Origin of the sequence: Mesorhizobium sp. L103C131B0, assembly GCF_000502275.1 — a bacterium.
Classification (GTDB): domain Bacteria; phylum Pseudomonadota; class Alphaproteobacteria; order Rhizobiales; family Rhizobiaceae; genus Mesorhizobium.
In genome coordinates, this window is sequence record NZ_AYXC01000001.1 from 218,369 (window position 1) to 236,916 (window position 18,548).

The window sequence follows — 18,548 nt, forward strand, 5'->3', positions numbered from 1 at the left end:
TTGCAATAGTGCAGCCGCTCGAACAGGAGGAGATCGCCGCATGTTTTACGCCATCCTGGCCTATCACGTCGAACAGACCATCCAGTCCCTGACGCCGCAGCAGGATGCGGCGCTGATGCACGACCTGCTCGAAGTCAACGCCAGGCTGACCCGCGAAGGCAAGCTCGGGCCGGCGGCAAGACTGGGCGCGACCGCCGACGCCGTGACGCTGCGCGGTCCGGGCGAAGGCATCGTCATCGACGGGCCGTTTGCCGAGACCAAGGAACAATTGCTGGGTCTTTATGTCCTCGACTGCGCCACGCAGGAGGCGGCGATTGCGGCTGCGCGCGACTTGCGCCGCGTGAATCCCTCGGCAGTCTACGAAATCCGGCCGATCACATTTTACCTTCCCGGCGTGACGTTTCCCGCTACGGAGGGCGATTTAAAGGAGGCCGCCAGCGGCTGAGAACTACCCCATGGCCGGTCAGGCAGAAGCGATCTCGTTGCCCAGGCGGACCGTTTCGGCGACGAGAAGGTCGAGATCCTCGCGCCGGGTCCGGTGGTTGTTGATCGCCACCCTGAGGCAATGCCGGCCTTGCACCGTGGTATCGGAAATGGCGGCGGTTCCGTCTTCCTGCAGCCTCAGCATGATCTCGGTGTTGAGCGCTTTCGCGCGCTCGCCATCGAGACCATCCGCGCGATAGCGGAAGCAGACGATGTTGATGCTGGTCGGCGCCGACAGTTCGAGCGCTGGTTCGGCCGCGATCAGCCCTGAGAGATACTGCCCCTGCGCAATGTTCTGGTCGATCAGGCGGCCGAATTTTTCGACGCCGTGTTCTCGCAACGCCATCCACACTTTGAGTGCCTTGAAGCCGCGTGACGTCTGCAGGCCGTAATCGTGCAGCCATTGGCCGGAGGCGAGGCCGCGCGGTGTCGATTCCAGATATTCCGGCGTCACCGCGAAGGTCTTGCGATGCGCCGAGGCATCCCGCACCAGCGCGCAGCCTGCCTCGAAAGGCGCATGCAGCCATTTGTGCGGATCGAGCCCGATGGAATCGGCCCATTCGATGCCGGCGACGCGATGTGCATTCTCAGGCGCGATCGCGATCAGCGCGCCGATGCAGCCGTCGACATGGAACCAGAGGTCCTCCTCATGCGCCAGCTTGGCCAGCGCCTGCAGATCGTCGATGGCGCCGGTGTTGACAGTGCCGGCGTTGCCGATGATGCAGGCCGGCTTGAACCCGGCCGCGCGATCTTCCGATATCGCAGTCCTCAAACCTTCAATGTCGATGCGCAGGCCGGCGTCGCTGGCAATGCGGCGCAGCGCCTTGTTGCCGAGACCGAGCGCTTCCATCCCCTTGCGGTGACAGGAATGGACCTGGTCCGAGCCATAGAAACGCAAAGGCTTTTCGATTGCTCCAACGCCGTGCTCGCGCACGTCGATGCCGGCCTTGGTGTTGCGCGCCACGGTCAGCCCGATGATGTTGGCCATCGAACCGCCGCTGACCAGCGTGCCGCTGGCCGAAGCCGGCATGCCGGTCATCTGCTTGCACCAGTCGACCACCTGGCCGTCCATCAGGGCGGCGGCATGATTGCCGCCGCCGAGATTGGAGCCCTGGATTGCCGCCAGGAAATCGCCGATCGCGCCGGTAAAATTGCTCGACCCCATATACCAGGACCAGAAGCGCGGATGGATGTTGCCCATCGGATAGGGCATCACCTTGTCCACGACATCGCCATAGATGTCGGCAAGCGGGGTCGGCGATTGCGGCAGCGAGGCGGTGAAGAAATGCCTCACATCTCCAGGCATCTCCTGCCACACCGGCCGTTGCCTGACATCGCGCAGGTAAGCGACGGCATCGTCAACGATCCGATGCGACAGGCTTTGCACATCGGCCCAGTCCGAGGGGTCAAGCGTTTCCTCGGTAGCCGAGTGTCCAGGCATCGCGTCCATGAAATTTGCTCCCGCGTCATCATGCCGGGAACTGGCAACCGGGCGTCGAGCGCGAGAGAGCAAGCTCTTCCGCATTCATCTCGGCCTCGATGCCATCGAACAGCGGTGTCGACATATAGCGTTCGCCGGTATCGGGAAGCATGCACAGGATCACCGAACCGGCCGGCGCCGTGCCGGCGATCTGGCGTGCCACGGCAAAAGCCGAACCGCCGGAAATGCCGGTGAAGATGCCTTCCTGCTGCGCCAGCGCCTTGGCCCATTTCATGCCCTCCGGCCCGGCGATCGGCATCACCTCGTCATAGAAGTTGCCAGCGATGGCCTCCTGCAGGACGTGCGGGATGAAATCCGGCGTCCAGCCCTGGATCGGGTGCGGTTCGAAAGCCGGATGGCTGGCGGCCGGCGCTCCGCCGGCGCCACGCATCTGCGGCTTGCCGCTGCCGACAAGCTGCGCATTGGCCGGTTCGGTGAGCACGATCCGGGTCTCAGGCCGCTCGCGGCGCAGCACCCGCGCCACGCCGGCGACGGTGCCGCCGGTGCCGTAGCCGGTGACGAAATAGTCGAGCCGCGAGCCCGCGAAATCGTTGACGATCTCGCGTCCCGTGGTTGCTTCATGAATGTCGGCGTTGGCCTTGGTCTCGAACTGGCGCGCCAGGAACCAGCCATTCGCTTCGGCCAGTTCCACCGCCTTCTTGTACATGCCGAAGCCTTTCTCGGCGCGCGGCGTCAGCACCACCTTGGCGCCCAGCATCCGCATCAGCTTGCGGCGCTCGACCGAGAAACTGTCGGCCATCGTCACCACCAGCTTGTAGCCCTTCTGCGCACAGACCATGGCAAGACCGATGCCCGTGTTGCCGCTGGTCGCCTCGACGATGGTCTGTCCTGGCTTGAGCGCGCCGGTGCGTTCACCTTCCTCGATGATGTTGAGCGCCAGCCGGTCCTTCACCGACGCCGCCGGATTGAAGAACTCGGCCTTGACGTAGATGGTGGCGTGCGCCGGTCCGAGATTATTGACGCGGATGACCGGCGTGTCGCCGATGGTGTCGAGAATGCTGTCGAACAGGCGGCCGCGGCCGGCCGTGGTTCTGATTTTCTGCTGATGCAACATGGGTAAACTCCTGGTTCTTGCTCACGGGCCGGTTACACACCGGCGGTTTGGGCGGCGAGATTTCGACACCTTGCCGCACTACAGATCCTTGACGTGCGGCAGTGTGGTAAACACCACATTCGGCGCACAAATTTTGCGAGCCGGGTGCACTTTGTCGTGCTCGGTGGTAAAGCAGGGGCCGACAGGTCAGCGTGGGAGCAGGCGTGGTATCTGGCGTGGAATCGAGCCTGGCGAGCAGCCATCAAGGTGTTGTCGTGCGCCTGTTTGGGCCGCCGACGATTGCGCGCGACGGCGTCCCGGTGGTCTTGCCGGCATCGCGCAAGCTGCGCGCGCTGCTGGCCTATCTGGCGCTGGCGCCCCATCCGGTCGGACGTGGCAAGCTCTGCGAGTTGCTGTGGGATGTTCCAAATGATCCCAGGGGTGAGCTTCGCTGGTGCCTGAGCAAGCTGCGGGCCGCGCTCGACGAACCGGGCCGCCGCAGGATCGAAACATCGGGCGATACGATCGCGCTCGACCTCGACGGCATCTCAGTCGACGTTCTGGATGTTGCGGCGGCGGCTGCCGCAGGCATCGAAACGCTCGAGCCGACGCGACTGCAGTTGCTCTCCGACCTGTTCGTCGGCGACTTCCTCGAAGGGCTGGAGATCGACCGCAGCCCTCTCTTCAACAACTGGCTGACCGCGCAGCGCCGCCGTTTCGGTTCCTGCCAAGCTGCTATACTGGAACATCTGGTCAAGACGCTGCCGGCCGATTCCGAAGACGTCTCCGCCCATCTCGAAAAATGGCTGGAATTGACCCCGTTCGACAGCAGCGCCCATGTCGCACTCCTGGTGAGGCTGGCGCGGCGCGGCCAGTTCCGTGCCTGCGAGGACCATCTTGCCGCAGCAGCATCGCTCTTCCAATCGGAAGAGCTGGATTTCGGCCCCGTGCGCCAGGCGTGGCTTGCCATTCGCGCGGAACGTCACTGCGCCACTTTGCCGGCACAGCCTGCGGTTGCGCCGGTGGCGGGCCACAGTCCGATCGCGCTTGCCGCCACCGAAGCCGCGACGCCGCACAAGGCTGCGCTGGCCGTGATGCCATTTGCCGAAGACGCCGGTAGCGGCGTTCGTGGCGGGCTGGCCGATGGCTTGACCCACGACATCATCACCCGCCTCGCCAAGCTCAGGGACTTCTTTGTCATCGCCCGGGGCTCGGTCTTTGCGCTGGCGGAAAGGAACATCGCGCCGGAAGATGCCGGCCGAAGGCTGAATGTCGACTATGTCGCCACCGGCACGGCGCGCAGCCTGACCGGCCGCCTGATCATCACCGTCGAGCTCGTCGAGGTCCGCACAGCCAGGATCGTCTGGGCCGAGACCTTCGAGCGCAAGCCCGACGATTTTTTCGCCGTGCTTGACGATATCGGCAACAGCATCGTGGCCTCGGTCTCATCCGAGATCGAGACCGTCGAGCGCAACCGCGCCATGCTGAAAGCGCCCAATTCACTTAACGCCTGGGAGGCCTACCATCGCGGCCTCTGGCACATGTATCGCTTCACCCGCAGCGAGAACGACCTCGCACGGCATTTCTTCGACATTGCTGTCAGGCAGGATCCGACCTTCACCCGCGCCTATGCCGGCCTCTCCTTCACCCATTGGCAGAGCGCCTTCCAGCGCTGGGGCGACCGCGACCAGGACAGCGCGCTTGCCTTTGAGGCAGCCGGCCAAAGCCTGTTGGTCGACGATCACAATCCCGCCGCGCACTGGGCGATGGGCCGGGCGCTGTGGCTGCGCGGCGAGGGTGACGCGTCCGTGCTCGAACTGCAAAGAGCCGTCGACCTCAGCCCGAACTTCGCGCTTGGCCACTATGCGCTGTCGTTCGTGCATTCGCAGTCGGGCGACCCGCACGCGGCGATCGGATCGTCGGATCATTCGCGCCATCTGTCGCCGTTCGACCCGATGCTGTTCGGCATGCTGGGCGCGCGCGCCATGGCCCATGTCCGCCTCGGCCAGTTCGACGAGGCGGCCGAATGGGCGCTGAAGGCGGCCGCCCGCCCCAACGCCCATGTCATCATCCTGTCGATCGCCGCTCACTGCCTGGCGTTGGCTGGGCGGCTGGACGAGGCGAAAAACTTCGCCGCCGCCATCCGCAAGACGCTTCCGGATTACCGAGCCGACGACTTCATCGACACCTTCCGCTTCGACCGGGATGCCACAGCCCTGTTCAAGCTCGGCGCCACGCGTATCGGGCTGGCTTAGAGCATGATCCCAAAAAGTGGGTACCGGTTTTTGGAAAAGATCATGCTCCAACAAATGGTTAGATCATGATGAGATTTCAACCAAATCTCATCATGATCTAGCGCCGCAACACCGCGCTCAGCACATCGCGTATCCCGATCGCGCCGACAAAGCGCGACTGGTCGTCGAACAGCGCCACGGGTGCCGTCTGCGAGCGGTGCATGGCCAGCATCACCGTCTTCAGCGAGGTCCCGGGATTGGCCCAGAACACTTGCGCCGTCTCCTCCGGCTGCGCCTCGACATCGGCGCACGAAACCCATACCGCCGGTTTGCCGTCGCGTTCCGCCGCCGCCACCAGCCCGTGCTCGTCGATCTTAAAGCGAGTCGTCTTGCGCCGGTCGAGCCACACCCAGCCATTATCGCCGTGCTCGAGGTCGCGGCTGTCGCGCATGACGTTCCAGGCGGTCAGCACCGACAACGGATTCACATTGGCGATGAAGTCGCGGACATAGTCATTGGCGGGCTTGAGCACGATGTCTTCCGGCGCCCCGGTCTGCACGATGCGACCGCCCTCCATGATGGTGATGTGGGTGCCGATCTTCAGCGCCTCTTCCAGATCATGGCTGACGAAGATGATGGTCTTCTTCAGCTCCGCCTGCAGCTGCAGCAATTCGTCCTGCAGCTTGGTGCGGATCAGCGGATCGAGCGCAGAGAACGGCTCGTCCATCAGCAGGATCGGCGCCTCGGTGGCGAAGGCACGGGCCAGGCCGACGCGCTGCTGCATGCCGCCGGACAGCTCATGCGCGTATTTCTTCGACCACTGGTCGAGATTGACCAGTTTCAGCTGGCGTTGCACGCGCTCCTTGCGCTCTTGCTCCGGCACGCCGGCGAGTTCGAGGCCGAGGCCGACATTCTCCTCCACCGTACGCCAAGGCAGCAGGCCGAACTGCTGGAACACCATCGCCACCTGCTTCTGGCGCAGCCGCCGCAGCGTCGCCTGATCGCAGGTCACGACATCGACGATATTGTCGCCGTCCTTGACCAGCACCTGGCCGCGCGACACCACGTTGAGCCGGTTGACCGCCCGCAGCAGCGTCGACTTGCCCGAGCCGGACAGGCCCATCAGCACCGAGATTTCGCCCTCATGGACGGTCAGGCTGGCGCCGGCGCAACCCAGCACATTGCCGGTCTTTTCGAGGATTTCGGCGCGCGTGGCGCCGCCATCGATCAGCGCCAGCGAACCGGCCTGGTCGGACCCGAAGACGATATCGACATTTTTGAAATCGACGGCGACGGTCATTTCTTGCCTCCAACGCCGATACGCGTCATTCGGTCGAGCACGATGGCGAGTACGACAATCGCCAGGCCCGCCTCGAGCCCGAGATCGATGCGGCGCGAGCCGAGCGCGCGGTTGATTTCAGTGCCGAGGCCGCCGGCGCCGATCAGTGCTGCAAACACCACCATCGAAAGCGACAGCATGATCGATTGCGTCAGCCCGGCCATGATGGTCGGCAAGGCCGAGGGCAGCTCGACCTTCCAAAGCAATTGCTGTTTGGTGGCGCCGAACGCCTCGCCTGCCTCGATGATCGACTTCGGCACCGAGACGACGCCGAGATGGGTGAGCCGGACCGCAGTCGGGATGACGAAGATGATGGTGACGATGAGGCCGGGCGCGTTGCCGAGACCGAACAGGGTCAGGACCGGGATCAGGTAGACGAAGGTCGGCAGCGTCTGCATCAAGTCGAGCACCGGCAGCATGATGCGGTAGACCTTCGGCTTGTGCGCGGCCCAGATGCCGAGCGGCACGCCGATGGCCATCGCCATGGCGGCGGCCGCCACGACCAGCACCAGCGTCTGCACCGTCTGCTTCCAGAGGTTCTGGTTGATGATGAAGATCAGGCCGAGAAAGACGCCTATGGCCAACGGGCGCGAGCGCTGCAGCAGCCAGGCGATGATGGCGATGATCAGCGCCAGCAGCACCGGCGGCACCATCAAAAGGATGCCAACCAGCCCGTCGAGCAGGAAATTGAGGCCGTTCGAAAAAGCCCTGAACACGGTGTCGAAATTGTCGGTGAGGAAACCGAAGAACGCCTTTCCCCAGGCGCCGATCGGTATCTTGTGATCAACCATGAATTTCGAAATCGGATCCATATCGCCCCTCTCATGCGAGAGACCGCCTGCTTCCGGCCTCCGCTGTCGTTAGGTCATCTTCTCACAGGATATGAAAAAGGGCAGCCTTTTCTAGATTGGCTGCCCTTCCTGGTTCGGCTTTGCCGAATTCAGTCGGCTCAGCTTCCGAGCGCGGTCTTGACCGCCGCTGCCGCATCGCCGCCATCGAAGGTGGTGACGCCGGCAATCCACGGCGCAACCGCGTCAGGGTGCTTCTTCAGCCAGTCGGCTGCGACCGTGTTGGCGTCGCCGCCCTTCAGGATCGCGTCCATCATCTCGCCTTCCATGTCGAGGTTGAACTTCAGGTTGGCGATGAACTTGCCGGCATTCGGGCATTCGGTGGTGTAGCCCTTGCGCACATTGGTGTAGACGGTGGCGGCGCCGAAGCCGCTGTCGCCCATGCCGTCGAGATAGGTGAGCTTCATGGCGCCCATCACCGGATGCGGCGTCCAGCCGAGGAACGCGATCCACTCATTGTTCTTGATCGACTGCTCGGCCTGCGTCAGCATGCCGGCTTCCGAGGACTCGACCAGCTCGAAGCCTTCGAGATTGTCCTTCGGGTTCTTGATCATGTCGAGGATGATGCGGTTGCCGTCATTGCCCGCCTCGATGCCGTAAATCTTGCCGTTGAACTTGTCCTTGAACTTGCCGATGTCGGTCAGCGACTTGACGCCGGCCTCCGCGACATAGGTCGGTACGACGATGCCGTAGCCGGCGCCGGTCAGGTTGGTGCCGATCGTCTCGACCGAACCATCGGCGGTGTAGTCCTTGATGTCGTTGGTCATCGACGGCATCCAGTTGCCGAGGAAGACGTCGAGATCCTTGTTTTTCAGCGACGCCATGGTCACCGGTACCGATAGCTGGATCGTCTGCGGCTCGTAGCCGAGCGCGGTGAGCAGCACCGAAGCGACGCCGGTGGTTGCCTGGATGTCGGTCCAGCCGACATCGGAAAGGCGCACCGCCTTGCAGCTCTCCGGATCGCCGGCAAGTGCAGCGCTCGTGGACAGAAAAGTCGCCAGGCCGAGGCCGGCGACGAAGGTGTTCATACGCGACATTGGCAGTCTCCCATTGTGATTCTTTGGCGAAGCGTAGTTACGGTTTCTCTGCCCGCCTTGTTTCGTCAGCCAAACACCATTCTGGTGTGGTTTCAAGCGCTAAGACAATCACGATCAACGGCGCGGACTGGCCAAACAGCGACACCCCTGCCGCTTTTTCGATTGCAGACGGCTTTTCCCATCAAATGCAGCGGTGCCCTCTCCCCGCGCCGCGCCAACTCGGCTTAAAAGGACGGCATGGCCAAGCTCTACTTCCACTATGCGACGATGAATGCCGGCAAAACGACAATGCTGCTGCAGGCGTCCTACAATTATCGCGAACGCGGTATGACGACGATGCTGTTCGTCGCCGGCCACTACAGAAAGGGCGACACCGGGCTGATCTCGTCGCGCATCGGCCTGGAGACCGAGGCCGAGATGTTCCGCGACGGCGACGATCTCTACGCTCGCGTCGCCGAGCATCACGAACATACGACGGTGCATTGCATCTTTGTCGACGAGGCGCAATTTCTCGAGGAAGAGCAGGTCTGGCAGCTCGCCCGTATCGCCGACCGGCTGAACATCCCGGTGATGTGCTACGGCCTGCGCACCGATTTCCAGGGCAATCTGTTTTCCGGTTCGCGAGCGCTTCTGGCCATCGCAGACGATCTGCGCGAAGTGCGCACCATCTGCCGCTGCGGCCGCAAGGCGACGATGGTCGTGCGTCTCGGCGCTGACGGCAAGGTGGCCAGACAAGGCGAACAGGTGGCGATCGGCAAGGACGTCTATATCTCGCTCTGCCGCCGCCACTGGGAAGAGGAAATGGGCCGCGCCGCGCCCGACGATTTCATTGGCTTCACCAGAGGCTGAACGGCCGGGACAACATGAAAATTCTGCAGTTCACAGTTGATTGCCCGTTTCCGCCGGTCTCCGGCGGAGAGATCCGGAACGCCGCCAATGCACGCGCCCTGGCATCGATGGGCGAGGTCCTGACGGTAAGCCTGACTGGCGCCCCGGCACCCTCCACACCGCCGAACATCCGTCACCGGATCATCGAGGCAGCGCGCGGCAGGGCGCCCTGGGGCAGGCGCGGCCCGCACCCGACCGTGCATATGATGCCGGACGACGAGCTGGCCGAGGCCGACGCCATCTGGAGGGAATTCGCGCCCGATCTCGTGGTAATCGAGGAGATCGTGCTTTCGCAGCTGCTGACGCTGGCGCCGAAGCATCGCGCGCGCACCGTCCTTGACCAGCACAACATTGATTCCCGGACGGTGTCCGACCGGATCGCCGGCCTGACGCTGTGGCAGCAAATTCGAGACTGGCGCCAAAACAGGCGAAGGAAGGCAGAGGCGCGCGAGGCCGACAGGTGTGCGGTTGCCATGGCCGACCAGGTCTGGGTTTGTTCGCGGGCCGACGAAGCGCTTCTGTCCGCTCTCGGCCCCGTCAACGACGTCAGGTTCGTCGCCAACCCCATTCCAGACGAGAGCGTGCTTTCCCTGCCGATTGCTGCCGAGCGCTTCAGTGAGCTCAGCCTGTGCTTCATCGGGCATCTCGGCTATTTCCCCAACATCGACGCCGTCAAGCAGATCGGCCGCGCGATGGCGCCGCGCCTCGCCGCTTCCGGCCGGCCCTGGTCGATCACCGTCGCCGGCAGAAACCCGCGCGATGTCGTGCGCGGTCTATGCACCAGGCATGGTCTGCGGTTGATCGAGAACCCACCGCATCTGCCGGAATTGCTTGGGCGTGCCGGCTATGCGCCGATCCCGCTGCGCTTCGGCGGCGGAACCCGCATCAAGGTGCTGGAGGCGATGGCGGCGGGCCTTGTCGTCGCCGCCACCGAAAAGGCCGTCGAAGGGCTTGGCCTGCAGGCGGGCAGGCATTTCCTGTCCAGCGACGATGCCGGCAAGTTGGCATTGAAAATCATCGATCTCGCGACACGCCCGCAAGCGGCCGCCGAGATGGCGGAGATCGGCCGCGCTTTCGTGCGCGACAATCATTCGTCGGCGGCGATTGAAAAGCAGGTCAAGCAGGCGGTCGCGGCGATCCCGCGCACGGATTGAGCCCGGCTGCTATCCACCGGCATACGGCGTTTGTTAAGGCCTGCAGCCTATTTTGCCCTCAGCCAGAGCCAGCCGGGAACCGCCATGCTTCGAGCCATTTCATCAGGCCTTGTCATTTACTTGGCCGGTATCCTCGCCGCGCTGGCCGACGGCGATGCAGCACTTGGCAAGAAAGTGTTCTACCGCTGCATGGCCTGTCACGAGGCGGCAAGCGACCGCGACAAGGTCGGCCCGCATCTCCTCGGTATCGTCGGCCGCACCGCCGGCACCGCCCAGAACTTCAACTATTCGCAGGCCATGAAGGACGCCGGCGCGGCCGGCCTCGTTTGGGACGAAGCCAACCTCAAAGCCTATCTCGGCGCTCCCAAGCTGAAAGTACCCGGCAACAGGATGGGCTTCTCCGGCCTGAGCAGCGACGAGGACATCGCCAACGTCATCGCCTATCTGAAGGCCGATCCGAAGCCTTGAACGGCGCGATGCGTAGCGTGATGGCGACGGCTTCCGCCAGCTGTCTCGCGCTTGCAACTCATTGAGCCCTCTGTCGAATTCAGCACACCCACACTGTCCGAGATCGACTTCTTCGCAGCCGTCAAAGTTCATGACAATTGAACAATACTTGGCCGGCTGGTTAGTCACGCCATGACCCCGCCTTCATTGCCTTTCAAGACGACCAGGCATTTTTTTGTTTTCGGGGCGGGTCTTGTCTTGCGTCTTTCAATCCCCTGATACCCCACATATATTCGCCGCTGTTCGCAGCCAGCGACCGGAAGCCGAAGCGGGAGGCCCCTATGGCGACATTGCAGAATTTCGATGCCGAAATTGCCAAGACCAGGCAGGTCGTGCAGGACATGCGCTCCAAGATCGAGCAGTCGGGCACGGTGCTTGATACGCTGGCCACCGCCGACAAGAAGATCGGCGACGCCAATTTCGACATCGAGAATGCCCGCATCGAGGACGTGCTGAAGCAGCAGAAGGTGATGGAAGGCAACATTGCCGACCTGATCATCGGGCTGGAAGACGCCACCAACGTCTTCGGCACCGAATTCGAGAGCATGAAGAACTACACCGGCTGGGAAAGCTTCGTCGGCGTCTTCTCGGCGCAACGCAAGCAGCGCATGCGCACCGACCGCGTCCGCAACATGTCGCTGGCCGGCAATCTGCAGGAGCTTCTGGTCAAGTCCGACACCATCGTCGGCATCCTGAAAGCGCAGAAAGAGGTCCTCGACCAGCGCTACAAGACCTCGGAAAACAGCCTGTCGCAGGTGATCGAGCGCCGCAAGGTCACCATGACCAACCTCGAGGCGGTGCAGAAGCGCATCGAGGAGGTCAATCCGCTGCTGCTCGACATCGAAAACAAGATCGCCGCTTCTACCAGTCAGAAGGAGCGCACGCAGCTTGAGGGCGAGCGCTCGAAACTGGCGACCGAATACAATGAAAAGCAGGCCAAGGAGCAGGAGCTTCTGGCCGAAAGCCAGACGCTGGAACGCTACACCTCGATGTTCCAGACCTTCGTCGATTCGCTCAACAATCAGATCGCAGCGCAGTCGACGCTGATCAACAAGCTGACAATCGATACCGAGCAGCGCATCGTGCTCTACAAGGCACTGGAAGATTCCTTGAAGACCGCCGCCCAGCAGGATGTCGCCCACAAGATCAACACGCTGGGCAGCCAGGTTGACAACACCGCCGAAGAGACCATGGCCGGCATTGGCGCCGCCTCGCAAAAGCACATCGGCGATCTCCTCGAAATGCACGAGAAGAACATGGTCGCCAGCTCCGACATCCAGCGCCGCAAGAAGCTCGCCGACGACGCCTTCGCCCGCCGTTTCGACGACGTGATGAAGAAGCACAATTCGGCCAACTACGTGCAGTCGTAAGGAGCGGCTGCACGCGGGCACACCGGCATGACTCCCGAAAACGAAGCGGCGGCGCGCTATTTTTCCGCCATCACGGCGGCACTCAGCGGCCTCGAAGTGTTCATGCGCGACGACCGCTCGCCGCTTTACCGGCACGGCATCGTCGCCAAGATTGTCGCCGAATACATTGCCCGGCTGGACAAATCGTTTTCCTGCTGGCGCAACCGGCTCGGCTTCATGGACACGTTCCGCATTTCGCGCGCCGACAGCGGCTATCCCGTCTTCCAGAACCTGCTCGAACTGGAAAACGACCGCCGCCAGGCCGAGGCGCGGCTGGCCAACATTCCGCTGGCCGGCGAATTGCGCGAGGAAATGGCCGACTTCATCCTGCGCCACAAGGAATTCCCCGAAGCGCTGCAGAAGTCGATGGCCGAGCGGCTCTATCTCGAGGACGTCAAGAGCGAACAGACTTTTGGCCCGTTCTCGCTGGCGCAGACGGCCAAGGTCTCGGTCAATCCAAAGACCGGGCGCCCCTATTACCTCGTGCACTGGGCGAGCTTCGACGGCAGCGCCAACCTGCCGCTGGTCTACATGGTGACGGTGGAGGATTCCTCCGAAAGCATGATCCGGCAGCTCGTTGACAGCAGCGGCAAGCTCAATGAACGGGTCGACATCCCGCTGCCGGTGGACGGCCTGCTCAACCCCGAACTCGCCCATCGCTTCGACGATTTCACCGAGAAGAATTCCGCCTACACGCTTTCGCCCGCAACGATTGCGGTCAATCTCGACAAGGATTTCGAGCCGCTGCACCCTAAGCAGCTGCGCCGCGTCGTGCTCGGCCCCTTTTATTCCGCAGGCATTACGGACAACAATTCGACCGTGACCGAGGTGCTGGCCAAGGTGCGCAAACCGGAAAATGCCTGGCTGCTCACCTGGACCATCCAGGAGGTCTACTCCAAGGGCGAGAAACCCGGCCGCAAGGGCCTGTTTTCGAGCGAGAAGACCACGCAGGAATTCTTTATCAACACCGACGATCTCGAAGCCGCGCGCCAGGGTGTGTCGAGCTACGAGAACCACGCCCTGATCCCGCACGAAGCCTATCAAGCACTCTACGCCGCCGGCGAAGCTCAAAAGATCTTTTCCGGCTACAAGGTTCACATCCTGTCAAATGGGCAGGTGATTTCAGATGTCTGACCGTCACATCGCGGAGCATCCTTCATGGACACCGGCCTGACCACCATTCCGGAAGCGGCTATCGAAAAGCACCGCGCAACCGCGCAAAGCTTCATCACTCGCGTCGTCGTGCTGGAGGATCCTTCACGCGAATCCGGCACCGCGCTTGCCGGCACCAACCGCCGCTTCGTCTCCACCGTCTCGGTCGGCTCGGTGCGCCGCACACGCGAGGTCGAGCTTACCAAGACCGTCGCCGCGATCCATCCCGACGACCAGTTGATGAGCATCCCGCAGCACACGCTTTTGTTTCGCGCCCGCCGCGGCCTGGCGATTGCGCTCGCCATTTCCGATGTCTTCGCCGAAGGCTCCGACCTTGAAAGCCTGCAGGCCAAGAACACCCGCGCACCGCTCGAAGGCGATGAAGCCGCGACCTTCAAGAAGCTTCTGTCAGCCTCTGCTTACGTTTCGGCCTTCAGCCTTGCCTCCTATCTGTTCCAGCTGATCGACAGCGATGGCGAGGCGCCCAACGATATCCCCGAACCCGACTTCCTGTTCGACACGCCGCAGGACGCGGTGAAGTCGATCGTGGCTGGGTTGGACAGGGCGATCACCGGGTCGAAGGACGATGGCGACCTGACGACCCGGGCGCGTGCTTTCGCCCGTGTTGCCATTGATGGGCTGCTGGCCCGCAAGGGCCGCTTCGACGGCATCGGCCCGTTCGAGAACGCCCATATCCGCATCGACGCCGACGATTTCACCCTCGACGGCTTCGACGTCGCGCCCGGCAAGCGCTCCAAGCCGCTGGTGATGACCTTCAAGAAGCCCGAAGAGGTCGTCGGCAACCACATCGCCAAATACCAGTCGGTCAAGCTCGCCAAGATGCTGATGGCCTATGATTTCGAGCGCGAGCTGAACCCGTTCGTCGAGCTCGGCGGCTTCCTCTTCACCTTCATCGGCGATGGCGCGCCGGGCACCGGCAAGACGACGCTGATCCAGATGATCGCCGGCCTCGTCAACAATTATTGCCAGGTTGCCGGCTATCCCTTCGCCTATGAGAATTTCGGCGTCGACCAGATCTCGTCCTACCAGGGCAAATCCGGCCAGAACTGCCGCCAGTTCATCAACAATGTCTTGAACCCACGCGTCATCGGCTTCGGCACCGTCGACGACATCGACCAGGTGGCGGCCCGCCGCTCCGACGACCGCGCCTCGGCCGGCCAACAGGAAATCACCGGCGTCTTGATGGACGCCTTTGCCGGCGCCGGCACGGTGGTGCGCGGCAATTGCTCGTTCGGCATGTTTTCCAACTATCCCGAAAATGTCGACGATGCGCTGCGCCAGCGCGCCGGCGCCCGCTGGCTGGTCGACGGCCCACAGAGCCGCGACGACTATATCGACATCTTCGTCCTGCTTGCCGGCAAGAACCACAAGATCCCACTCGGCGACCACAAGCTCTACGCCGCGCAGGAGATCCAGCGCGCGGTGACCGAAGCCTATGAGGAGCACGAGAAGCCTCAGGAAGACGGGCTGATGAAGGTCTATGAGCGCTACATGAAGGAGAATGGCGCGCCGAAATCGATGGCCGACATCGGCACTTATCTGCACCTGATCAAGGATGCCGAGCCGCGCTTCACCGGCCGAGCCATCAAGAACGTCACCGACGCCATCAAGATGCGCGCCATGGACATCGAGCTGCCCGACGACTGGTTCGAGAAGCCGGAAGCCTTCATGCACAAGGGTTACAACGAAAAGAAAGCCATGATCGAGGAACTGCGTGGGCCGTTCTCGATGGACATGGTCATGCAGGAGATCAACCGCTACGCCGACTCGGAGTTCCGCTATTCCGACAAATCCGACGACGCCGCGGTGGAGAAGCTGCTGCGCGAAGCACGCCTGCGCGAACGGGCGGGACGCGAGATGGAGGAGATGAAGAAGAAGGGGCTCTGGAATGCGTGAGCTTCCTTCGCTGCCCGCGGGTGCTGAAAGGCTTGGCGCTAACGCTGACGCCCCCCTCTCCCCGTCCNATGCGTGAGCTTCCTTCGCTGCCCGCGGGTGCTGAAAGGCTTGGCGCTAACGCTGACGCCCCCCTCTCCCCGTCCTTCACGGGGAGAGGGTAAGGGTGAGGGGCGGCGCATGCGTGGACCAGAGATCGCTACGACCATACTGGCAGCTATCGAACAGCGCCTCGATCGGCACATCCGGACCAATGATCTTCGATTTATTGACGCCAAAGGCCATGGGGAGACATGTCCTTGAATGCTAGCGCTGCCCCTCACCCTTACCCTCNCGGGCGGGACGCGAGATGGAGGAGATGAAGAAGGGGCTCTGGAATGCGTGAGCTTCCTTCGCTGCCCGCGGGTGCTGAAAGGCTTGGCGCTAACGCTGACGCCCCCCTCTCCCCGTGAAGAACGGGGAGAGGGAGGCGTCAGCGTTGGCGCTTCGCCACAACAGGCAACGCCACTCGGAACGTTCTGCATGAGCCACGCCAAAAAGCCCGACCTTCTCCGCGACAATGAGCTGATCTACGGTCGCTTGCTCACCGTCGACGAGACGCACCTCATCCAGCGCTACAACAAGGCGCTTGTTGCCTTTGGCCTCAAGCCCACCAAGCTGAAGAGCTTCCAGATCGACCGCACCGGCTTCTCGCCCGAAGTGGCCGAGGAATGCGGCGATTACGATTATCTCGACCCCAATGAGGTCAACCGCCGCTTCATCATCCTGACGCCGTCGCAGATCGATCTGCCGGTGGTGCACACCGCCTTTTCCAACACCTCGCAGCTGATGTTCGAGTTCATGTCCAAGAACCAGCGCGCCATCGATGCGCTGACCATCAAGGATGTCATCTACGGGGAGATCGAGGATTCCGTTCCCCTGGTCAACGACATCGAGGATCTGCTGTCGATCAGCCAGGTCGAGTTCAGGGTGCTTTCGGCCGAGGACGTGCTGGGCAAGGCCGCCGAACTCGGCAAGCTGGTCGACCGGCTGAAGCAGGAGCCCGATGCCTGGCGCGACAACACCATGCTGAGCCGTATGGTGGAACTGGCGAAGGTGTGCGGCGATATCCGTGAGAATGCGCTGGTGCCCGACCAGGTGATCTTCCGCCACAACGCCTACTGGACCAGCCATTTCGGCGGCGTCTACGTCTTCGTCGATCCTGATATGACCACCGTCATCGGCGACCCGGCCGCCCCCGGCTTTCGCCGTTCGCGGCCCTGGCAGGTCAGCTATCTCTCGATCAACGATGCCGACAAGGTGTTCAAGTTCCTGGCCAGCACCGGCCGCATCGAACTGCCCCGTGCGTCATGGGTCGAAAGCTCGGGCTATCTCGAGCATCGCGCCGAGATGGTGGTGCGCGCTCTCATCCGCGACACAGAGCCGAACCGCAATTTGACCGAGGTCGACAAGGTCTGGCTGCAGACCTGGATCCATGGCCATGCCGATCTGATCACCAAGGACGGCAATTTCCCCTTTCTCAACGCCGCCAAGCGTGAGATCGCCCAGCTCGGCCATCTCAAGATCGAGGATGTGTTTCCGCAACAGCGCTTCCTGGTCGTGCGTGGCAAGCCCGACCATCCCGACGCCTGGCTGACCAACCAGCTGATCTCGGATTTCGTGCCGCAGGACTTCGTCTCGCGTTACGTCTTCAACAAGCCGGGCTTCTACAAGGACTATGACGGCTACAGCGACGCCTGGCGGTCGCATGTTGTGGACGTTCTGAAAACCACATATTTGAAAGACAAAGTGGCGTTTCGCACGCGCCTTTACGGCCTGACTGACTGAGGGGTGAACGAGAGCCATGCTTGATCCGATCGTGAATTTCTTCACCCGCATCTTCCAATGGATAGGCCGCGGCATCGGCCTCGTCATCGGCGCGATCCTGTGGCCGTTCCTCTGGGCTGGGCGCTGGTATACGCAGCGCGGCTGGATCCTGAAGGCTGTGGTCGGCCTCGCGCTTCTGGTGTTGATCGGCCTCTACGCCAATTTCTTCTACGCCACCCAGTGGTGGAACAAGTTCGATCCCAACTACGTCGACAAATACACCTTCGAGAACCGCAACATTTCCGCCGGCGAACAGGTCGCCGCCGGCGCCGGCACCGACACCGCCAAGACCTGCGGCAATTCGGGCATCGCCCAGGTGGCGGCCGACCTGACGGACTTCAACGTCAACCAGAATGCCTGGATCTCGTCCATGATCCTCTACAAACTCGGCCTGTTCGGCATCGACTGGGACAACACGCCGTTCATGGACAACAAGGCCTCGTTCCAGCGCGGCATCAACCAGGCGGTGCGGCGCACCGCCACCGAGCTTGCCGACAATCTCGGGCGTGTTCGCACCACATCGCAGATCGACGGCGACCTGCAGGATGCGCGCGGCAATCTGCAGTTCGACGAGGAGACCTGGTATTTCGGCCTCAACCCGTTCGGCCCCAAGACGCCGACGCCGAGCTATTATCGCGATGCCGTCACCAAGCTGCGCTCCTTCAACGCCCGCCTCGGCAGCTGCCAGGCGACGTTCGATGCCCGCGCCGACAATCTGAAGCAGTATATCGACCGCATCTCCTCCGACATCGGTTCGACCTCGGCGATCCTCAAGGAGCGCGCCGAAAACCATAACAATGGCTGGTTCGACTTCCGCGCCGATGACCGCTTCTGGTTCGCCTATGGCCAGCTCTATGCCTATTACGGCCTGATGAAGGGCGCCCAGGCCGACTTCGAGGACGTCATCAAGGAAAAGCATCTCGGCAATCTGTGGGACACGATGGATGCGCAATTCGTCTCGGCGCTGCGCATCCAGCCCTTCATCATCGCCAATGGCCGCGAGGATGGCTGGATCATGCCGACGCACCTGACGACGATGGGTTTCTACGTGCTTCGCGTGCGCTCCAACATGGTCGAGATCAGCAACGTCCTGACTCAGTAGCGTTCACAGCTTTCCCGGCGAGCGATGGCGAATTTGCGCCGTCGCCTCTGTCGCATTCCGTGCATTGGGCGGCTGTTTTGA

The 18,548-nt window shown here is 62.5% G+C and carries 16 protein-coding genes; 10 read left to right on the forward strand and 6 right to left on the reverse strand.

From position 1 onward, the window contains the following. Positions 1-40: 40 nt before the first annotated feature. The gene (locus X730_RS163035) at positions 41-445 is read left to right on the forward strand and encodes a YciI family protein (RefSeq protein WP_023691602.1); all 405 of its coding nucleotides are present in this window, start codon (positions 41-43) and stop codon (positions 443-445) included. An 18-nt stretch (positions 446-463) separates the two neighbouring features. Here X730_RS163035 and X730_RS163030 read toward each other — a convergent pair whose 3' ends face one another. Beyond that, positions 464-1,933, reverse strand: coding sequence for an aspartate aminotransferase family protein (locus X730_RS163030; protein ID WP_023825369.1), 1,470 nt, complete (start codon positions 1,931-1,933; stop codon positions 464-466). Between the two features lie 19 nt (positions 1,934-1,952). Next, positions 1,953-3,038: a pyridoxal-phosphate dependent enzyme gene (locus X730_RS163025; protein ID WP_023825370.1), complete on the reverse strand. Its 1,086-nt coding sequence runs from the start codon at positions 3,036-3,038 to the stop codon at positions 1,953-1,955. A gap of 203 nt (positions 3,039-3,241) precedes the next feature. Between X730_RS163025 and X730_RS163020 the strand changes: the two genes are divergently transcribed. Further along, positions 3,242-5,272: a transcriptional regulator gene (locus X730_RS163020; protein WP_050588061.1), complete on the forward strand. Its 2,031-nt coding sequence runs from the start codon at positions 3,242-3,244 to the stop codon at positions 5,270-5,272. Positions 5,273-5,369: 97 nt separating this feature from the next. Here the strand turns inward: X730_RS163020 and choV are convergent, their stop codons facing one another. The 3 genes from choV to X730_RS163005 form a co-directional block, all read right to left on the reverse strand. Then, positions 5,370-6,551 (reverse strand): choline ABC transporter ATP-binding protein, encoded by a 1,182-nt coding sequence (gene choV, locus X730_RS163015; protein WP_023669996.1) that lies wholly within the window; start codon positions 6,549-6,551, stop codon positions 5,370-5,372. Next, positions 6,548-7,402 (reverse strand): choline ABC transporter permease subunit, encoded by an 855-nt coding sequence (gene choW / locus X730_RS163010; RefSeq protein ID WP_023669995.1) that lies wholly within the window; start codon positions 7,400-7,402, stop codon positions 6,548-6,550. The genes choV and choW overlap by 4 nt, the downstream gene beginning before the upstream one ends. A gap of 137 nt (positions 7,403-7,539) precedes the next feature. Continuing rightward, positions 7,540-8,475 carry a choline ABC transporter substrate-binding protein gene (locus tag X730_RS163005; protein WP_023686157.1) on the reverse strand — a complete coding sequence of 312 codons (936 nt, stop codon included), beginning with the start codon at positions 8,473-8,475 and terminating at the stop codon, positions 7,540-7,542. Between the two features lie 237 nt (positions 8,476-8,712). Between X730_RS163005 and X730_RS163000 the strand changes: the two genes are divergently transcribed. From X730_RS163000 to X730_RS162975, 6 genes are all read left to right on the forward strand, one after another. Then, positions 8,713-9,324 carry a thymidine kinase gene (locus X730_RS163000; protein ID WP_023683669.1) on the forward strand — a complete coding sequence of 204 codons (612 nt, stop codon included), beginning with the start codon at positions 8,713-8,715 and terminating at the stop codon, positions 9,322-9,324. A 14-nt stretch (positions 9,325-9,338) separates the two neighbouring features. After that, a complete protein-coding gene (locus tag X730_RS162995; RefSeq protein ID WP_023825372.1) occupies positions 9,339-10,517 on the forward strand; it encodes a glycosyltransferase in 1,179 nt (392 codons plus the stop codon). Positions 10,518-10,601: 84 nt separating this feature from the next. Then, complete coding sequence (locus X730_RS162990; protein WP_023669991.1) at positions 10,602-10,985, forward strand: cytochrome c family protein; 384 nt, start codon at positions 10,602-10,604, stop codon at positions 10,983-10,985. Positions 10,986-11,305: 320 nt separating this feature from the next. Then, positions 11,306-12,394 (forward strand): hypothetical protein, encoded by a 1,089-nt coding sequence (locus X730_RS162985; RefSeq protein ID WP_023669990.1) that lies wholly within the window; start codon positions 11,306-11,308, stop codon positions 12,392-12,394. A 27-nt stretch (positions 12,395-12,421) separates the two neighbouring features. Further along, entirely contained in the window at positions 12,422-13,567 is a 1,146-nt protein-coding gene (locus tag X730_RS162980) for a hypothetical protein (protein WP_023669989.1), read from the forward strand. 24 nt (positions 13,568-13,591) lie between these two features. After that, positions 13,592-15,502 carry an ATP-binding protein gene (locus tag X730_RS162975; RefSeq protein WP_023825373.1) on the forward strand — a complete coding sequence of 637 codons (1,911 nt, stop codon included), beginning with the start codon at positions 13,592-13,594 and terminating at the stop codon, positions 15,500-15,502. 144 nt (positions 15,503-15,646) lie between these two features. Here the strand turns inward: X730_RS162975 and X730_RS1000000167310 are convergent, their stop codons facing one another. After that, positions 15,647-15,784, reverse strand: coding sequence for a hypothetical protein (locus X730_RS1000000167310; RefSeq protein WP_023749803.1), 138 nt, complete (start codon positions 15,782-15,784; stop codon positions 15,647-15,649). Positions 15,785-16,021: 237 nt separating this feature from the next. On the opposite strand from X730_RS1000000167310, the gene X730_RS162970 reads away from it, so the two are divergent. Together X730_RS162970 and X730_RS162965 are read left to right on the forward strand one after the other, a co-directional pair. Continuing rightward, positions 16,022-17,326 (forward strand): DUF6638 family protein, encoded by a 1,305-nt coding sequence (locus X730_RS162970; RefSeq protein ID WP_023825374.1) that lies wholly within the window; start codon positions 16,022-16,024, stop codon positions 17,324-17,326. A 16-nt stretch (positions 17,327-17,342) separates the two neighbouring features. Then, a complete protein-coding gene (locus X730_RS162965) occupies positions 17,343-18,467 on the forward strand; it encodes a DUF2333 family protein (protein ID WP_023686165.1) in 1,125 nt (374 codons plus the stop codon). Positions 18,468-18,548: the final 81 nt, after the last annotated feature.

Excerpts from the sequence above, each read along its gene's own strand:
- X730_RS163035 (WP_023691602.1), top strand. The coding sequence starts at position 41 with ATGTTTTACGCCATCCTGGCCTATCACGTCGAACAGACCATCCAGTCC.
- X730_RS163030 (WP_023825369.1), bottom strand. The coding sequence starts at position 1,933 with ATGGACGCGATGCCTGGACACTCGGCTACCGAGGAAACGCTTGACCCC.
- X730_RS163025 (WP_023825370.1), bottom strand. The coding sequence starts at position 3,038 with ATGTTGCATCAGCAGAAAATCAGAACCACGGCCGGCCGCGGCCGCCTG.
- choV (WP_023669996.1), bottom strand. The coding sequence starts at position 6,551 with ATGACCGTCGCCGTCGATTTCAAAAATGTCGATATCGTCTTCGGGTCC.
- choW (WP_023669995.1), bottom strand. The coding sequence starts at position 7,402 with ATGGATCCGATTTCGAAATTCATGGTTGATCACAAGATACCGATCGGC.
- X730_RS163005 (WP_023686157.1), bottom strand. The coding sequence starts at position 8,475 with ATGTCGCGTATGAACACCTTCGTCGCCGGCCTCGGCCTGGCGACTTTT.
- X730_RS163000 (WP_023683669.1), top strand. The coding sequence starts at position 8,713 with ATGGCCAAGCTCTACTTCCACTATGCGACGATGAATGCCGGCAAAACG.
- X730_RS162995 (WP_023825372.1), top strand. The coding sequence starts at position 9,339 with ATGAAAATTCTGCAGTTCACAGTTGATTGCCCGTTTCCGCCGGTCTCC.
- X730_RS162990 (WP_023669991.1), top strand. The coding sequence starts at position 10,602 with ATGCTTCGAGCCATTTCATCAGGCCTTGTCATTTACTTGGCCGGTATC.
- X730_RS162985 (WP_023669990.1), top strand. The coding sequence starts at position 11,306 with ATGGCGACATTGCAGAATTTCGATGCCGAAATTGCCAAGACCAGGCAG.
- X730_RS162980 (WP_023669989.1), top strand. The coding sequence starts at position 12,422 with ATGACTCCCGAAAACGAAGCGGCGGCGCGCTATTTTTCCGCCATCACG.
- X730_RS162975 (WP_023825373.1), top strand. The coding sequence starts at position 13,592 with ATGGACACCGGCCTGACCACCATTCCGGAAGCGGCTATCGAAAAGCAC.
- X730_RS1000000167310 (WP_023749803.1), bottom strand. The coding sequence starts at position 15,784 with ATGGCCTTTGGCGTCAATAAATCGAAGATCATTGGTCCGGATGTGCCG.
- X730_RS162970 (WP_023825374.1), top strand. The coding sequence starts at position 16,022 with ATGAGCCACGCCAAAAAGCCCGACCTTCTCCGCGACAATGAGCTGATC.
- X730_RS162965 (WP_023686165.1), top strand. The coding sequence starts at position 17,343 with ATGCTTGATCCGATCGTGAATTTCTTCACCCGCATCTTCCAATGGATA.